The sequence below is a fragment of the Streptomyces sp. NPDC007971 genome, assembly GCF_042958635.1.
Lineage (GTDB): Bacteria > Actinomycetota > Actinomycetes > Streptomycetales > Streptomycetaceae > Streptomyces.
The window spans coordinates 88,431-104,449 of sequence record NZ_JBIBJK010000009.1; the positions used below are offsets into that span (position 1 = coordinate 88,431).

The 16,019-nt window shown below is 72.6% G+C and carries 13 protein-coding genes and 3 pseudogenes; 5 read left to right on the forward strand and 11 right to left on the reverse strand.

The annotated features are described in order from the left end of the window. The first annotated feature begins 79 nt into the window (after positions 1 to 79). Together ACFZCP_RS20235 and ACFZCP_RS20240 are read left to right on the forward strand one after the other, a co-directional pair. Positions 80 to 556 carry an SRPBCC domain-containing protein gene (locus ACFZCP_RS20235; RefSeq protein ID WP_391428450.1) on the forward strand — a complete coding sequence of 159 codons (477 nt, stop codon included), beginning with the start codon at positions 80 to 82 and terminating at the stop codon, positions 554 to 556. Positions 557 to 743: 187 nt separating this feature from the next. Continuing rightward, positions 744 to 1,244 (forward strand): hypothetical protein, encoded by a 501-nt coding sequence (locus tag ACFZCP_RS20240; RefSeq protein WP_391428452.1) that lies wholly within the window; start codon positions 744 to 746, stop codon positions 1,242 to 1,244. A gap of 67 nt (positions 1,245 to 1,311) precedes the next feature. On the opposite strand, the gene ACFZCP_RS20245 is transcribed toward ACFZCP_RS20240, so the two are convergent. The 3 genes from ACFZCP_RS20245 to ACFZCP_RS20255 all read right to left on the reverse strand — a co-directional run bounded on the left by ACFZCP_RS20245 (position 1,312) and on the right by ACFZCP_RS20255 (position 4,082). Continuing rightward, a complete protein-coding gene (locus ACFZCP_RS20245) occupies positions 1,312 to 2,382 on the reverse strand; it encodes a glycerophosphodiester phosphodiesterase family protein (RefSeq protein ID WP_391428454.1) in 1,071 nt (356 codons plus the stop codon). A 222-nt stretch (positions 2,383 to 2,604) separates the two neighbouring features. Continuing rightward, positions 2,605 to 3,786: a SpoIIE family protein phosphatase gene (locus ACFZCP_RS20250; protein WP_391428456.1), complete on the reverse strand. Its 1,182-nt coding sequence runs from the start codon at positions 3,784 to 3,786 to the stop codon at positions 2,605 to 2,607. A gap of 2 nt (positions 3,787 to 3,788) precedes the next feature. Continuing rightward, positions 3,789 to 4,082: a hypothetical protein gene (locus tag ACFZCP_RS20255; RefSeq protein ID WP_391428459.1), complete on the reverse strand. Its 294-nt coding sequence runs from the start codon at positions 4,080 to 4,082 to the stop codon at positions 3,789 to 3,791. A 143-nt stretch (positions 4,083 to 4,225) separates the two neighbouring features. On the opposite strand from ACFZCP_RS20255, the gene ACFZCP_RS20260 reads away from it, so the two are divergent. Further along, positions 4,226 to 5,266, forward strand: a complete 1,041-nt coding sequence (locus ACFZCP_RS20260; protein ID WP_391428461.1) for an MFS transporter — start codon at positions 4,226 to 4,228, stop codon at positions 5,264 to 5,266. A 98-nt stretch (positions 5,267 to 5,364) separates the two neighbouring features. On the opposite strand, the gene ACFZCP_RS20265 is transcribed toward ACFZCP_RS20260, so the two are convergent. The 6 genes and pseudogenes from ACFZCP_RS20265 to ACFZCP_RS20290 all read right to left on the reverse strand — a co-directional run bounded on the left by ACFZCP_RS20265 (position 5,365) and on the right by ACFZCP_RS20290 (position 9,048). Further along, positions 5,365 to 6,354 carry an aldo/keto reductase gene (locus ACFZCP_RS20265; RefSeq protein ID WP_391428464.1) on the reverse strand — a complete coding sequence of 330 codons (990 nt, stop codon included), beginning with the start codon at positions 6,352 to 6,354 and terminating at the stop codon, positions 5,365 to 5,367. 389 nt (positions 6,355 to 6,743) lie between these two features. After that, positions 6,744 to 7,950 (reverse strand): annotated as a pseudogene (locus tag ACFZCP_RS20270) (cytochrome P450). A gap of 29 nt (positions 7,951 to 7,979) precedes the next feature. Next, positions 7,980 to 8,215, reverse strand: a pseudogene (locus ACFZCP_RS20275) (ATP/GTP-binding protein); the annotation flags it as partial. Further along, the gene (locus tag ACFZCP_RS20280; protein ID WP_391428466.1) at positions 8,196 to 8,543 is read right to left on the reverse strand and encodes a DUF742 domain-containing protein; all 348 of its coding nucleotides are present in this window, start codon (positions 8,541 to 8,543) and stop codon (positions 8,196 to 8,198) included. The gene ACFZCP_RS20280 and the pseudogene ACFZCP_RS20275, both read right to left, overlap by 20 nt. Next, positions 8,540 to 8,716 (reverse strand): annotated as a pseudogene (locus tag ACFZCP_RS20285) (roadblock/LC7 domain-containing protein); the annotation flags it as partial. The gene ACFZCP_RS20280 and the pseudogene ACFZCP_RS20285, both read right to left, overlap by 4 nt. Then, entirely contained in the window at positions 8,704 to 9,048 is a 345-nt protein-coding gene (locus tag ACFZCP_RS20290; RefSeq protein WP_391428981.1) for a hypothetical protein, read from the reverse strand. The pseudogene ACFZCP_RS20285 and the gene ACFZCP_RS20290, both read right to left, overlap by 13 nt. 780 nt (positions 9,049 to 9,828) lie before the next feature. Here ACFZCP_RS20290 and ACFZCP_RS20295 point away from each other — a divergent pair. Further along, positions 9,829 to 10,785 carry a hypothetical protein gene (locus tag ACFZCP_RS20295; protein WP_391428468.1) on the forward strand — a complete coding sequence of 319 codons (957 nt, stop codon included), beginning with the start codon at positions 9,829 to 9,831 and terminating at the stop codon, positions 10,783 to 10,785. Positions 10,786 to 10,861: 76 nt separating this feature from the next. Next, complete coding sequence (locus tag ACFZCP_RS20300) at positions 10,862 to 14,236, forward strand: pyruvate carboxylase (RefSeq protein ID WP_391428471.1); 3,375 nt, start codon at positions 10,862 to 10,864, stop codon at positions 14,234 to 14,236. 61 nt (positions 14,237 to 14,297) lie between these two features. On the opposite strand, the gene ACFZCP_RS20305 is transcribed toward ACFZCP_RS20300, so the two are convergent. Together ACFZCP_RS20305 and ACFZCP_RS20310 are read right to left on the reverse strand one after the other, a co-directional pair. After that, positions 14,298 to 15,299, reverse strand: a complete 1,002-nt coding sequence (locus tag ACFZCP_RS20305; RefSeq protein WP_391428473.1) for a hypothetical protein — start codon at positions 15,297 to 15,299, stop codon at positions 14,298 to 14,300. A gap of 175 nt (positions 15,300 to 15,474) precedes the next feature. After that, entirely contained in the window at positions 15,475 to 15,930 is a 456-nt protein-coding gene (locus ACFZCP_RS20310) for a hypothetical protein (RefSeq protein ID WP_391428475.1), read from the reverse strand. Between the last annotated feature and the right edge of the window lie 89 nt (positions 15,931 to 16,019).

The following is a 16,019-nucleotide window of genomic DNA, read 5'->3' on the forward strand; positions in this document are numbered from 1 at the left end:
TCCACCACCTCCCGGACCCCGGCCCCGTTCGTTGCGCACGACGGGCCGGGCGGCCCCCCGGCCGGTAGCGTGTCGCCTCATGTACGCCACGCGAGTCACCCGGCGCGTGCAGGCGCCCGCCGAGGCCGTCTACCGGGCCCTGGTCGATCCCGACGCGCTCGCCGCCTGGCGGGTCCCCGAGAACATGACCGCACACGTCCACTCCTTCGATCCCCGCGAGGGCGGAGCCTTCCGTATCTCCCTCACTCACGGCGACCCCGAAGGCGCGGGCAAGTCCGGCGGACGCACGGACACCTACCGGGGGCATTTCGCGAAACTCGTCCCCGGCGTCCAGGTCGTGGAGGTCTTCGCGTTCGAGACGGACGACGACGCCGTGCGCGGCACCATGACGCTGACGACGACGCTCACCGGCACGCCCGACGGAGCCACCGACGTCGAGATCGTGCACGCGGGCATCCCCGACGGCATCCCGCGCAAGGACAACGAACGGGGCACCCGTATGGCCCTCGACCACCTCGCCCGGCTTGTCGAGACCCGGAATCCGCCGGCCGCCTGAACGGATCTGGCCGAAAAGACGGGGCACTGGGCCGGAATTCGGCACAACCTTTTCCGCGGTGCCAGGCGCCCGGAATTGCCGAAAGGGAAAGCGGGAAGAAAGGGAACCGGGTCGGGGGAAAGACGGTCTTAGAGTCCGCGAAGGCCGGGATCAGCCCGGTCGCGAAAAAACCGGGGGAATGAGCAGAATGTCCGTCCGCAACCGCAAGACCTTGGTGACCGCCGTCGCCCTCACCGCCGGCCTCACTCTCGCCGCCGTCACGCCCGCCCTCGCCGGCACCGCCGCGAGCCACACCACCCGTGCCACCGCCGCGGTCTCCACCCAGGGCGACCCGCGCAACGTCACCCAGCACGTGGCCGACTTCTACGGCGCCTACATCGACGCCGTCTGGGCCAACGAGGACCCGTCGGCAGGGGCGAGCGCCAAGGCGCTGCGGGCCTTCTACCTGACCGCCGCCGCCCAGAAGAAGGTCGCCGCCTTCGAGAAGAAGAACCACGCCGACGGCATTCTGTTCGCGCAGAACGTGCCGGTGAAGTGGAAGGTCGCCTACACCGGATCGGGTGCGGGCCACGCCACCAGCCGGGTCACGCTCACCTGGAGCGACGGTCCCGACGCCCAGGTCACCAGGATCGACGTCCAGTCCGACCTGAAGACCCTGAAGATCACCGACCTCAAGCCGGCCTCCTGACCGGCTGACGGGCGCGCAGCCCCGCCCCGCCCCCACTCGGGGCGGGGCTCGCGGCTGTCCGGGCCCCTCAGGCCCGGCCGTGCGGATGGTACGGCCGCGGCAGCCGCATCCCCCGGTCGGCCATGATCTGCCGTACGTGGTCGGGGTAATCGGTGATGACGCCGTCGACGCCGAAGTCCATCAGCGCCTCCACCGTCGCCGGGTCGTCACAGGTCCAGGGGACCACCTTCAGACCGCGGGCGTGTGCCTCGGAGACCATCGCCGCGTCCGAGTAGAAGCGGAAGCCGGGGTCGCCCACCTTGCCGCTCTGCGGGAAGCCGTAGTTGGGGGAGAGCGCCGTGACGCCGGGGACGGTCGCGGCCGCCCTGACGAAGTCACCGCCGTAGTCGTCGGCGTCGATTCCGCCGAGCCACGGGGACGCGCCCGGCCGCCCCACCTCCAGGAAGTCGTAGTTCGTCAGTGCCACCAGCGGCCAGGCGGGGGCCAGCCGGTGCATCACCTTCAGCGCGCCCCAGTCGAACGACTCGATGGTCACCTGCCGCTCGATGCCCGAGCGGTGGATCTCCTGGTACACGCGGCGTACGAACACCTCGCGCGGCGCGGTCTGTTCGGGCGAGCCCGCCTCGACCTTGGTCTCGATGTTCAGCCTGACCTGGTGGGCGTGGTAGCTCCTGACGAGCTGCAGGACATCCTTCAGCTCCACCATCCGGAAGCCCTTGACGACCTCCTGGTCGGGGAAGCCCGGCAGCTGCTGGTAGCCGCAGTCCAGGGTCTTGATCTGGCCGAGGGTGAGGTCCTTGATGTACTTGCCGACGTACGGGTACACGGGGTCGCCGGGCGTGACCGGCCCGGTGTCGCGGCACTTCACGCCGCTGATCTGCCGGTCGTGGTTGACGACGACCTTCAGGTCCTTGGTGATCTGGGTGTCCAGCTCCAGCGTGGACACCCCCAGCCGCATCGCCTTGCCGAACCCCTCCAGCGACTCCTCGGTCGTCATGCCGAGACCGCCGCGGTGGGCCTGGAGGTCGAAGCGGGTCTGGGACGAACCGTCCTGGGCCGCCTGGGCCGCCTGCGCGGTGGTGGGTAACACGAGCGCCGGCACCAGGGCCAGACCGGCGAGCAGGTGTCGTACGGACATCGCACCTCCCTGTTCTCGGGGCGCCCGAGATTCTCGCAACGGCCGGCCCGGGCAGGCCACCTCCACGACGCAACGTTGGCCCGAAGGCCGTCGGACGTACGACGCACCGACACCCCGGCGGGGCCTGTGGTCAACCTGTGCGCCGCCCGGGGGCCCACCCGGGCCGGGACCGCGCCGGGCCCGGAGCGTCACCCCATCCGGGGGCCGAGCGCAGCCGGGGCTTCACACGGTGGGGGACCGCGTCCCCGATTCGTGCCGCATCCCCTCGGTGCCGGACCCGCGTCCGTGGTGGTGGCGACGGCGCTCCGCGGGGGTGCGGTGCAGCGCGATGAGCGCGGCGTCGTCGTCCAGGCGGCCGCCCACATGGGAGAGCAGGTCGCGGCGCACATGGTGCATCAGTGCCTCCGGACTGTCGTCCGTCCAGCGCGCCACCCGTTCGGACAGCGGATAGAACCGGCCCTGCGCGTCCCGGGCCTCGATGACACCGTCGGTGTACAGCAGCAGGGTGTCGCCCGGCTCGAAGGAGAACACGTCCATCGTGTGCTCGGACTCCCGTTGCACCCCGAGGGGCGGCGAGGGGTGCAGGCTCGGCACCGAGACCGCGTTCCCCGGGCTCAGCAGCAGCGGCGGGGGATGGCCGCAACTGGTCATCCGGGTGATCGGATCCTGGTCCGGGATCTCCACCAGCAGGGCGGTGGCGAAGCGCTCGCCGGCCTCCTCCGGTGTCTCCAGCTCGGTCGCGTAGCGGCTGATGCTCTGGTCCAGCGACGTGGCCAGGTTCTCCAGCGGGATGTGCCTGTGGGCGCTCTCCCGGAAGGCACCGAGCAGCAGGGCCGCCTCCCCGATGGCCGGCAGGCCCTTGCCGCGCACGTCGCCGATCAGGACCCGCACCCCGCCCTCGTACTGCGTCACCGCGTACAGGTCGCCGCCGATCTGTGCCTCGTCCTCGGCGGCCATGTAGAGCGAGGCGATCCACAGCGGGCCGATCTGCTCGGGCAGCGGCCACATCAGCACGTGCTGTGCCGCCTCGGCGACCGTGCGCACCTGCGCCAGTTGGGCCTGGCGACGCTCCCGGACCACGCTGTAGATCACCACCATGACCGAGAGCACGGTCAGGGTGATGAGCTGCACGATGTGGTTCGAAGTGGCGATGCCGCCGTGGATGAAGGCGATCAGCGTCTGGGCGGCGATCGCCAGCGCCCCCACGAACGCCGTGGTCCGGGGCCCGGCGAAGGACGGGGTGAGCGCAGGGGCGATGACCAGGGCCGGGCCCAGGTGGATGGACTCGGGGGAGCGGATGTCCACGACGGTGATCGCCACGATGAGCAGGATCGGGAGCAGCAGCAGCGCGTGCGCCGACTGCCCCGGTTGCTGCACACCCGCGACCCTTTGCCGCAGCCTCATGCCTACCAGCGTGCTCCCGGACGCTGCATACGGCACTTGGAGGAGCGGGAACGCGGCCGGCGGCCCCGTCCCGCGGCGGACGCCCGGGGCCTGGGCTCCTGGTCCCAGGCGCCGTCGTGGGCGAGGGTGAGGATCTCCAGCACCTCCGGCTCGCGCGGCAGCCGCGGCGCGTTCTTCGTCACCGCGTCCGCCACCGCGCCGGCGGCGATCGCCGGGAGCAGGGCTCGGTCGGCGCCCAGAGCGCGCAGCGGGCGCCTGATGCCCACCGCGCCGGACAGGTCCCCTACCGCCGTCACGGCCGCGCGCGCCCAGTCGCCGTTCGCGGGCGGGGGGCACCCGCATCGCCCGGTCCCGTCCCCCGCACGTCCCCGGGCCCCCACCTCCCCCGGACCCGTACGCCCCCGGCTCCGCACGTCCCGTCCCCGGACAAGGACCGCTCATGGCAACGACGTCCGTGACTGAACACCGGTTCGAGAAACCTGGCACTCCGCCGTCCGTCGAGCTGCTGCGCGAACGCCGACGGCTGCACACCAAGCTGAAGCTCGCCACCCAGCTCGGCGAGGGCATCGACGGCTACATCATCGGCGGCGTCGGCATGGCGATGGCCGCCCTCACCACCGACCTGCATCTGTCCACGGTGATGGAGGGCCTGGTCGGTGCCTCGCCGCTGATCGGCGTCTTCGTGGGCGGCCCGCTCTTCGGCCGCCTCGCCGACCGGTTCGGCAGGCGGCCGGTGTTCCTCGCCGACATGCTGATCTTCCTGATCGGGTCGGTGCTTCAGTTCTTCGTCACCGACGGGCTCCAGCAAGCTCTTCCTGATCCGTCTGGTCATGGGCGTCGCCGTCGGCGGCGAGTAGGCCATCGGCGCCCCGCTGCTGGCCGAGTACGCGCCCCGGCACGGCCGCGGCCGCCTCCTCGCCAGCCTGGAGATCAGCCGGTACGCCGGCTACGCGCTCGCCACCGTCGTCGGGGCCCTCTTCGCCGACGTCCACGAAGGCCGGCGCTGGACCCTCGCCGGCAGCGCGGCCATCGCCCTGGTGTGCGTGGCCCTGCGCGGGGCATCCCGGAGTCGGCACGCCGGCTGCTGAGCAGGGGCCGCCGGGAGGAGGCCGAGGAACTCATCGCCCGGTACGGCATCGAGATCGACGTCAGTACCGAACTGGACGAGACCGGCCAGGACCAACGCGCCGGGTTCCGCGCCCTGTTCAGCCGCCGGCACCTGCGCAGCACGGTCTTCGCCAATGTCTTCTGGGCCGCGCTCGTGCTGCCGTACTTCGCCATCGGCACCTTCTGGATGCAGGTCTTCGACGCCCTGCACATGGGTGACGACGCGGTCGCCGCGCTGCTCGTCTACTCCGTCACCGCCGTCGCCGGTGTCACCGTGGGCTGCCTGGTCGTGGACCGCATCGGCCGCCGCAGACTGCTGATCCCGCCGTTCTGGATCACGGCCGGCTGCCTCGCCCTGGAGAAGGGGCGATGAGCGCAGCCTGGTACGCGGCCACCGCCGCCTGGGCGCGAGCGGCCGGGGAGGTGCCGTGGGCGGCCGACGGCGGCCCACGGCACCCGCCCGCACGGTGCTCAGCGGTTGACGGCGCGCATCCCTGCCTCGTCGTAGCGCTCGCCCGACGCCTCGGGCAGTTCCGCATCGATGCGGGCCAGGTCCTCCTTGGTCAGCTCGACGTCGACCGCGGCCGCGTTCTGCTCCAGGTAGGTGCGGCGCTTGGTGCCCGGGATCGGTACCAGGTCCTCGCCCTGGGCCAGCACCCAGGCGATCGCCAGCTGGGCCGGGGTCACGCGCTTCTCCGCGGCGATCTCCTTCACCTTCTGCGCCAGCCGCTGGTTCGCGTCGATGTTGGCGTCGGTGAACCGGGGGCTGTTGCGGCGGTAGTCGTTCTCGTCGAGGTCCTCGGCGGAGGAGAAGCGGCCGGCGAGGAAGCCGCGGCCGAGCGGCGAGTACGGGACGAAGCCGATGCCCAGCTCCCGGCAGGCGGGCAGCACCTCGGCCTCCACGTCCCGCGTCCACAGCGAGTACTCGCTCTGCACCGCGGTGACCGGGTGGACGGCGTGGGCGCGCCGGATCGTCTCCGCGCTCGCCTCGCTCAGCCCGATGTGCCGCACCTTGCCCTCGGCCACCAGTTCCCCGAGGGCGCCGACCGTCTCCTCGATGGGCACCGCCGGGTCGACCCGGTGCTGGTAGTACAGGTCGATGTGGTTGGTGCCCAGGCGCTCCAGCGAGCCGTGGACGGAGCTGCGGACATGCTCGGCCGAGCCGTCCTGCCGGCCGATCGTGCTCATGTCGCCGGGCACCGCGTGGTCCATCCGGTAGTTGAACTTGGTGGCGATCACGTACTCGTCGCGGTGGCCCCTGATCGCCTCGCCGACCAGCGACTCGTTGGTGAGCGGGCCGTAGAGTTGCGCGGTGTCGAGGAAGGTGATGCCGATCTCCAGGGCGCGCCGGATGGTCGCGACACACTCGTCCTGGTCCGTGGTGCCGTAGAAGGCCGACATGCCCATGCACCCGAGGCCGATGGCCGATACCCGAAGGTCCCGCAGACTGCGCTGTCGCATCTGGTGTCCCAGCCTTTCCTGCACACTCGATCGTCGTTCCGTACGGCACGAAGCCCCTCATCCATCCAGCGACGGATTCTGTCGCCGGGCAACCCGTGGGGGAGGCCGGGCGAGGCGGTCCTCGTGCACCGGGGTGTCAGCGACGCTATGACTTGGAGCGCGCTCGAAGTCAACTCGGGCGATCAGGCGTACCGGCAGCTCGAACAGATCGTTCTGGGGCACCGCCGGCCTGTGGCGCAGGGCGCCTGCCGGCACGGCCGGGTCCAGGCCCGGGAAGCGGGCGCAGAGCGCGGGCAGCACCACGCCCGCCTCCAGACGGGACGAGGGGTCCGGGGACCGGCCCTCCCCGGGCCACGGCGGCACCGCGGGACGGCCCGGGCGGCGCGGGCTCAGAGGGCGGGTACGGGCGTGAACCGCACCGGCAGTTCGGTCAGCCCCCGCAGCCAGGGCGAGGGCCGGCGGGTGAGGGACTCGGCGGGCACCGCCAGGTCGATGTCCGACAGCCGGTCCAGGACCACCTCGATGCCGGTCCGTGCGATCACCTCGGCGATCTCCTGGGCGGGGAACGGGCAGCGGTGCTCGCCGTGGCCGAAGGAGAAGTGGGCTCGGTTGCCGCCGGTGAGCGCGCAGGCGTCGGTGCGGATCTGCGGATCGGAGTTCGCGCCCTGCAGTCCGAGCAGCAGCAGGTCGCCGGCCGCGACACGGCGGCCGCCCAGGTGTGTGTCGCGCAAGGCCCAGCGGCCGGCCACGTTCTGTGTGGGCGTGTCCTCCCACAGCACTTCGTTCATCGCCTCGGCGACACTGCCCTGCCCGCCGAACAGGGAGGCGGCGAACCGGTCGTCGGTGAGCATCAGCCTGAGCGAGTTGCCGATCCAGTCGGCAGTCGGCTGGTGCCCTGCCGTCATCATCACCATCAGGTCCTGGGCGATCTCCTCGTGGGTGAAGCCGCTGTCGTCGGCGAGCATCCGGGAGACCACGTCCGCGGCGGGCTCCTTGGCGCGGTCGGCGACCAACTGCCCCATGGAGGCGGCCAGATGTGCCTGTCCCGCAAGGGCGCCCGCGGCCGTCGATCATGTCGTTCAGGGCCGTGACCAGACCGGGGCCGTCCTCGTCCGGGAAGCCGTACAGCCGGGCGAGGACCCGCACCGGCAGCAGCATCGCGTAGTGCGCGATCAGGTTGGTCCCGCCCGTGGGGCAGACCGCGTCGATCAGCTCGTCCGCGAACCGCTCGGCATGGCCGCGCAGTGCGGAGGGGTCCACCGCCTCCAGCGCGTTGCTGATCACCGCGGCGCGCTGCCGGTGCCGTTCGCCGACGGTGGAGAGGACCGACGGCTGCCGGCGGCCGGTCACCGGCAGCAGCGGCCAGTCGGCCGGGATGCTCTCCCACCGGTTCCACAGCCCGCAGTCGCGGCTGAACAGCACCGGATCGCCGGTCACCTGGTGCAGCTCGCGATAGCCCGGCACCAGCCAGGCCGGGACGTCCCCGACGAGCAGAACCGGGACCACGGCGCCGTGCTCGCGCCGCATCTCCCGGTACAGGCAGGCGGGTTCGGCAAGGAACCGGGGTCCGCTCAGCGGGACGGCGTCGGGCGTCACACGAACTCCTGTCGGGGCAGCGTCCAGGGTGTGATCCGGCCGAAGTCGAAGGCGACGGTGGTGGCGGACCTGCCGCGCGCCTGCCGGACGCCGTCCACCGGCCGGCCTCGGTCATCGTCTCCTCGGTGATGAGGGGCCGGATCTCGCTGACCGAGCGGACGAAGGTGGTCCTGCCGACGCCGAAGCCGCCCACGACGACGATCTTCGGACCGTTGTCGGCCGACGCACCGAGCGGGGCGCGCACATCAGAGGTTGCGGAGTCCAACGAGCACCTGCTCCAGGAGGTCGGGGTCGGTGATGGCCGGCCGGTGCGGATGCCGGGCGCTGACGCGGCCCGCCGCCAACAGGTCGCACAGCAGCACCCTGGTGATGCCCACGGGCAGGCCCAGCTCGGCCGCGATCTCGGCCACGGAGGCGGGGAACCGCGCCATCCGCAGGATCGCCACGTGCTCCGACTGCATGCCCGCCACCGGCTCCGACTCGGCAACGACCAGCGTGACCAGGTCGAAGGGGCTGTCCGGGCCGGTCCGGCTGCGGCCCCGGGTGAGGGTGTACAGACGGTCGGGAGCGTCCTCCCTGCCGGGACGCCTCATGAGGTGCGGGGCAGCGCGGTCAGATGCTCGCCGAGCTGCTCGACGAGTTCGCTCATGCGGTGCCCCACCATCCCCGGGTCCGCGTCCTCGGCCGTCACGACGGCCAGGTGGGCGCCCCGGCCCGCCTCGACGATGAACAGCACGCCACCGTGGAACTCGGTCATCGCCGAGCGGCGGTACCGGGGCGGCCCGGGGCGGTCGGACGGACGGCGCGGCGGAAGCTGCCGAAGCGGGCGGCGCGGGTCCCGGCGTCGTCGCCGTCCCGCGGGTGCCGCGGTTCGGCGGGCCGGAGCTGCGAACGGGACTGTTCGGCCTCGGCGAACGTACGGCCCCGGCGCCGCTGGGGCAGCCCGGCCGGGCCCTCGTCCGCAGGGGACGCGGGGGACTCGTGCACGGGAGTGGGACCGCCCGCCGCCGCCCCGCCGGCGTCGAGGTGTGCCCCCGCGGCCGTCTGCCCGGATGCCGCGGCGCCGGCGAGGACGTCCTGCGGGATGAGCATCAGCACGCCGTCTGCGCCGGGTGCCGCGGGCGTCGCGCAGGGCGTGTGCCGCCGTGGCCACGGCGGCACAGAGCACGACGGCGGCCGTGCCCGCGCCCCAGGCGGGCGCGGTACGCACGGAGTGCGGCGCGGCCGAGACGGCGGCGAGGACCACGACCGCCGACAGCATGCCGGTCACGGCGAGGGCACAAACGGACGTACGGAGGGGGTTAGGTCGCCGGGATGCGTGGGGGCGGTCATCGGTCCGGTCTGGTCCTCGCGACGCAGAGGGCGAGCGGGGCGGGTGCGCGGCATGACTCTGGAGGGTGAACCGGCGCTCACTATACGAGAGTTGGTGATCGAACCCGAGGGCTCCCAGCGCTATTCCACGAAGTGGCCGGTCATACCCGCGCGTTGGCCGTGAACCGGGCGCCTCGGGTGTGTACGGACACACACCCCCGTTGGGGGACGGCGCCCGAGCCGTCCGGGTTGCCTCCCGTACGCCGGATTCTTGTCACGGTGTCACGAGCCCTGAGGATCTTGACGACGGGCCTCCGGCTCGCTGAACTGTGAGCGCCGTCGTCGGCGGAGGCACCGGTGTGACCAGCCGGTGCCCGACCCGGGCGAGGGTGCGGCCGGCCCGTCCGGAAGGGGAGGACGGGAAGGGTGAAAACGTACATCCATACGGTGGCCACCGAAAACGGGTGGAAGACCAGATGACTCCCCGCACGGCCGGGACGCCGGACGCGGGGTCGAGGGGGCGATGCAGGTGGCGGGGGACCCGGAGGCGTTGGGCTGCCGTGCCTCATGAGGGCCGACCGGAGAAGGGACGAGCGCACGGCCTGGACCCGCTCCGTGCTCGCACGCCTCGCCCGGTTCACCGGGCGCACACTGCGGGCGGAGTGGCACGCCATCGTCGTCGACCCGGTGCACCGGGTCGCGCGACGCGGACTGTCCGGGCTGCTGTTGGCGTTCGTCGCCTCGTTAGGCGTCGTCGGCTTCCACGACCTCGCCCAGCACCCGGTCGGAGCACTGTGGGTGAAGCGGCTCGGCGGCGTCTACGCCGACCTGCCGCTGTGGCTGTCCCTGCTGCGCACCCCGGTCTCGCTGTACGTCCCGGCGCTCGACCTGCCGGTGTGGGCGGGCATCACCCAGCTCTTCCTCGCCTTCGCGCTCGCCGAACTGACCCTCGGCCGGAGCCGCACGCTGGCGGTCTCCTACATCACCACCCTGGCCGGCACCCTCACCGCACGCGTGATGATCGCGATCGGCCCCGGCTGGTGGGGGCTCGGACTGCCGCCCGAGTGCGGAAAGGTGCTCGACACCGGACCCTCCGCGGCCGTCGTCGGCCTGTTCACCTATCTCGCGGTGGTCCGCCGCGCGCCCGTGGTGTTCACCCTGACGGGCGGTTCGATGGTGTGGGAATCGATCGCGGTCCCGAACCTCGCCGGCCGTGAGCATCTGATCGCGGTGGGCGCGGCCGTCGTGCTGGGGCTCCTGCACGGCCGCAGGGAACGGCTGAGGTCCTTCGCCCTGTCCCTGCGCACGCCCCGCCGCCCCGCGCCCGCCCTGCCGCCCGCGCCGTCCGTACCCGCAGCGACGCGTGCACCCGCACCGACGGGCGCACCCGCACCGACGGGCGCACCCGCGCGCATCCAGGACCCCGGCCCCGTCGGCCCTCTCCCCGGCGATCCGGCTCCTGGCATGTCCGCAGCACGTCAATGTGATGGTTTTCGCACTTCGACACGTGCGGGCACCCCCTAATGTTGCCGCCAGATACGGCAGGGCGTGGCTGACACCATGGTGTTCGTCGCCGGCAGGCAGCTGAAGGGAATCCAGGATGTTCCGCAAGGTGCTGGTCGCCAACCGTGGAGAGATCGCGATTCGCGCGTTCCGGGCGGGCTACGAACTCGGTGCGCGCACGGTCGCCGTGTTCCCGCACGAGGACCGCAACTCGCTGCACCGGCTCAAGGCCGACGAGGCCTATGAGATCGGAGAGCCGGGCCACCCGGTGCGCGCCTATCTCTCCGTGCAGGAGATCGTGCGTGCCGCCCGCCGCGCGGGCGCCGACGCCGTCTATCCGGGTTACGGGTTCCTGTCCGAGAATCCCGAACTCGCCCGCGCCTGCGAGGAGGCGGGCATCACGTTCGTCGGACCGAGCGCGCAGACGCTGGAGCTGACCGGCAACAAGGCCCGCGCGGTGGCCGCGGCCCGCGCGGCCGGCGTCCCGGTCCTGGGTTCCTCCGCGCCCTCCACCGACGTGGACGAACTCGTGCGCGCCGCCGAGGAGATCGGCTTCCCGGTCTTCGTGAAGGCCGTCGCGGGCGGCGGCGGTCGCGGCATGCGCCGGGTGGAGGCCCCCGAGCAGCTGCGCGAGTCCATCGAGGCGGCCTCCCGCGAGGCCGCGTCCGCGTTCGGGGATCCGACCGTCTTCCTGGAGAAGGCCGTCGTCGACCCGCGCCACATCGAGGTGCAGATCCTCGCCGACGGCGAGGGCAACGTCATCCACCTCTTCGAGCGCGACTGCTCGCTCCAGCGCCGCCACCAGAAGGTCATCGAACTCGCGCCCGCGCCCAACCTCGACCCGCAGCTCAGGGACCGGATCTGCGACGACGCCGTGCGCTTCGCCCGCGAGATCGGCTACCGCAACGCCGGCACCGTGGAGTTCCTCCTCGACCCCGACGGCAACCACGTCTTCATCGAGATGAACCCGCGCATCCAGGTCGAGCACACGGTCACCGAGGAGGTCACCGACGTCGACCTGGTCCAGGCCCAGATGCGCATCGCCTCCGGCGAGACCCTCGCCGACCTCGGCCTGTCCCAGGAGACGGTCACCCTGCGCGGGGCCGCCCTCCAGTGCCGCATCACCACCGAGGACCCGGCCAACGGGTTCCGCCCGGACACCGGCCGGATCAGCGCCTACCGCTCGCCGGGCGGCTCCGGTATCCGCCTCGACGGCGGCACCACCCACGCGGGTACGGAGATCAGCGCGCACTTCGACTCGATGCTGGTCAAACTCACCTGCCGGGGAAGGGACTTCAGGACCGCCGTCCTGCGGGCCCGGCGTGCGGTGGCCGAGTTCCGCATCCGCGGCGTGGCCACCAACATCCCCTTCCTGCAGGCCGTCCTGGACGACCCCGACTTCCAGGCCGGGCGGGTCACCACCTCGTTCATCGAGCAGCGCCCGCACCTGCTCACGTCCCGGCACTCCGCCGACCGCGGCACCAAGCTGCTCACCTTCCTCGCCGACGTCACGGTCAACAAGCCGCACGGCGAGCGCCCGGACCTGCTCGACCCGGTCACCAAGCTGCCCCTGCTGCCGGCCGGTGAGCCGCCGGCCGGATCCCGGCAGCGGCTGATCGACCTCGGCCCCGAGGGCTTCGCCCGCCATCTGCGCCGGTCGCCGACCCTCGGCGTCACCGACACCACCTTCCGTGACGCCCACCAGTCGCTGCTCGCCACCCGGGTCCGTACCAAGGACCTCCTGGCCGTCGCGCCGGTCGTCGCCCGCACCCTGCCCGAGCTGCTCTCGCTGGAGTGCTGGGGCGGCGCCACGTACGACGTCGCCCTGCGCTTCCTCGCCGAGGACCCGTGGGAGCGCCTGGCCGCCCTGCGCGAGGCCGTACCGAACATCTGTCTCCAGATGCTGCTGCGCGGCCGCAACACCGTCGGCTACACCCCGTACCCGACCGAGGTCACGGACGTCTTCGTGCAGGAGGCCGCGGCCACCGGCATCGACATCTTCCGCATCTTCGACGCCCTCAACGACGTCGGCCAGATGCGGCCCGCCATCGACGCCGTCCGCGAGACCGGCACGGCCGTCGCCGAGGTCGCCCTGTGCTACACCGCCGACCTCAACGACCCCGCCGAGCGGCTCTACACCCTCGACTACTACCTGCGCCTGGCCGAGCAGATCGTCGAGGCCGGCGCGCACGTCCTCGCCGTCAAGGACATGGCCGGCCTGCTGCGCGCCCCGGCCGCCGCCAAGCTGGTGTCCGCGCTGCGCCGCGAGTTCGACCTGCCGGTGCACCTGCACACCCACGACACCGCGGGCGGCCAGCTCGCCACCTACCTCGCCGCGGTCCAGGCGGGTGCCGACGCGGTGGACGGCGCGGTGGCCTCCATGGCCGGGACGACCTCGCAGCCCTCGCTGTCCGCGCTCGTCGCCGCCACCGACCACTCCGAGCGGCCCACCGGACTCGACCTCCAGGCCGTCGGCGACCTGGAGCCGTACTGGGAGGGCGTGCGGAAGGTCTACGCCCCGTTCGAGGCGGGCCTCGCCTCCCCGACCGGGCGTGTGTACCACCACGAGATCCCCGGCGGCCAGCTCTCCAACCTGCGCACCCAGGCCGTCGCCCTCGGCCTCGGCGACCGCTTCGAGGACATCGAGGCCATGTACGCCGCCGCCGACCGCATCCTGGGCCACCTGGTGAAGGTCACCCCCTCCTCCAAGGTGGTCGGCGACCTCGCCCTGCACCTGGTCGGCGCCGGAGTCTCCCCGGCGGACTTCGAGGCCACCCCCGACCGGTTCGACATCCCCGACTCGGTCATCGGCTTCCTGCGCGGCGAACTGGGCACCCCGCCCGGCGGCTGGCCCGAGCCGTTCCGCACCAAGGCCCTCCAGGGCCGCGGCGAGCCCAAGCCGGCTCCCGAGCTGTCCACCGAGGACCGCGACGGGCTGGCGAAGGACACCCGGGCGACGCTCAACCGTCTGCTGTTCCCCGGCCCGACACGCGAGTTCGACACGCACCGCCAGTCGTTCGGGGACACCAGCGTGCTGGACAGCAAGGCGTTCTTCTACGGTCTGCGGCCCGCCAAGGAGTACGCCGTCGACCTGGAGCCGGGCGTCCGGCTTCTGATCGAGCTGCAGGCGGTCGGCGAGGCCGACGAGCGCGGCATGCGCACCGTGATGTCCTCGCTCAACGGCCAGCTCAGGCCGATCCAGGTCCGTGACCGGGCGGCGGCCTCGGACGTGCCGGTGACGGAGAAGGCCGACCGGACCAACCCCGGGCAGGTGGCCGCGCCGTTCGCCGGCGTGGTGACGCTCGCGGTCGCGGAGGGCGACGAGGTCGCGGCCGGCGCGACCGTGGCCACCATCGAGGCGATGAAGATGGAGGCGACGATCACCGCGCCGAAGGCGGGCCGGGTGGCCCGGCTGGCCATCAACCGGATCCAGCAGGTGGAGGGCGGCGACCTGCTGGTCGAGCTCGCCTGAGACGGCTGCTCGCCGCGACCGGGCGCACCGGTCGCGGCGAGCAGCGGGCCGTGGACAGGCCTCAGAGACGGCCGGCCGGGTACCGCAGGCGGGCGAGGAGCAGGTTCGGGTCCTGCCGGGTGACGAACGCTCCGCTGGGCACGTACAGGGTCCGGCCGCGTACGGCCACCGAGGCCGGGTTGGACAACCCGTCCCGCGGGGTCAGCACGACCGTGCGGGTGCCGTCCCGGCGCACCAGCACGACCTGGCTGGTGTCGTTCAGCGCGGCCAGCACGCTGCTCCCGTGACCCGGGAAGGCGAAGTCGTCGATGCCGGCCAGCCCCGTGGCCCGCGTCTCGGCCGGGCCCGCGGAGCCGTCCGCGCGCAGCGGGAAGCGCAGCAGGGTCCCGCGCACGGAGTTGGACACCCATACCGCGTCGCGGTGCACCTTGATGCCGTTGGCCCCGTACCCGGAACTGGAGCCGGGGTTGGCCGTCAGCGGCTGCAGCCGTGTGCCCTTGGCCCAGGCCGTGGCCTTGCCGCCGGACGCCGCCACGCGCCAGACGGTGCCCAGCACCGAGTCGGCGGCGTAGAGCATGTTGCGGTGTTCGTCCAGGGCCAGGCCGTTGGGCAGCCCGTCGCGCGGCAGCTCGGCGATCTGCACGGGCGCGCCGCCGTTGCCGGGGACGCGCCAGATGCCCGTCTCGCGCGTGCCGGTCGCGTAGGAGACGTACCGGGTGCCGTTCGCGGCGCGGACGATGCCGGTGACGACGGCGCGGTGCACGACGGGTGTCTCCGCCTTCGCCACGGCCGGCAGGGTCGCCAGGACCCGGACCCGGCCGTCGCGGGTCTTTCCGTCGGCGGTGACGTGAGCGATCTGACGGGCGAGGGCGAAGGTGAGGTCGGCGGAGCCGTCGGGTTCGAGGGCGATGTTCTCGGGCGTCTGCCCGGCGGCGAGCCCGAAGTGGGCGACGGTGCGCGAGTCCGTGATGAGCGGCTCGTGGGCGCTGGCGGGCGCCGCCGCCGTCACGCCGAGCACGAGTGTGGCCGTGGCGGCCGTGGCCAGGCGGGAGAGTCGGGGCATGTGACCTCTTTTCGTACGGCGCACGGGACGCCGGCGTGCGGGGCCACACAACGATGACGGTGCACCGGTCACCGGCCGCCGGAGCCCGGGCCGGGGGGTCGCCCGCGCGGCCCAGGACACGCCGCCGCGCGCGGCCCGCCCGGGTGACGGGCCGGGCCGCGCGCGGCGGAAGGGGTCAGTTCCAGAGCGGGTACGTCATGACCTGCTTGAAGCTGGCGGGCCGGGCGTTCCCGTAGGTGAGGCTCATCCGGGTGAAGTGCTGGACGTCCGGATGCCTCTTCCACGACTGCGGACGGTCCAGGCGCACGGTCACCGGGTAGAACCGGAAGGTGCCCGCCGCGCAGTACGGCTTGCAGTCGTTGACCGCGTTCATGCCCACGGCGGTGGCGCCGTACGGGCTCCATTGCGTCCAGTGCAGGTCCACCAGGCGGCTGTTGCCGTCACCGCAGGCCAGAATGAAGTCGGTCGGGCGGACGTTGCGCTTCGAGAAGCAGTCGACCAGTACGGGCTGCCGGGTTTCGGTCTTCGGGTCCGCGGCCGCCGGAGGGCTGGCCGTGGCTGTTGTCATGGAAGCGGTGAGCAGGACTCCCGCTGCCAGGGTGACCGCCGTTGCCACCAGTGATCCGCGCATGGCCGCTCCGCCCGTCGTGCGTGTACCGCTACCTGCATCTCGACGCTACGACCGTCCGCCCGGTTGCACCAGTCGCGCAGGTCGCGGGG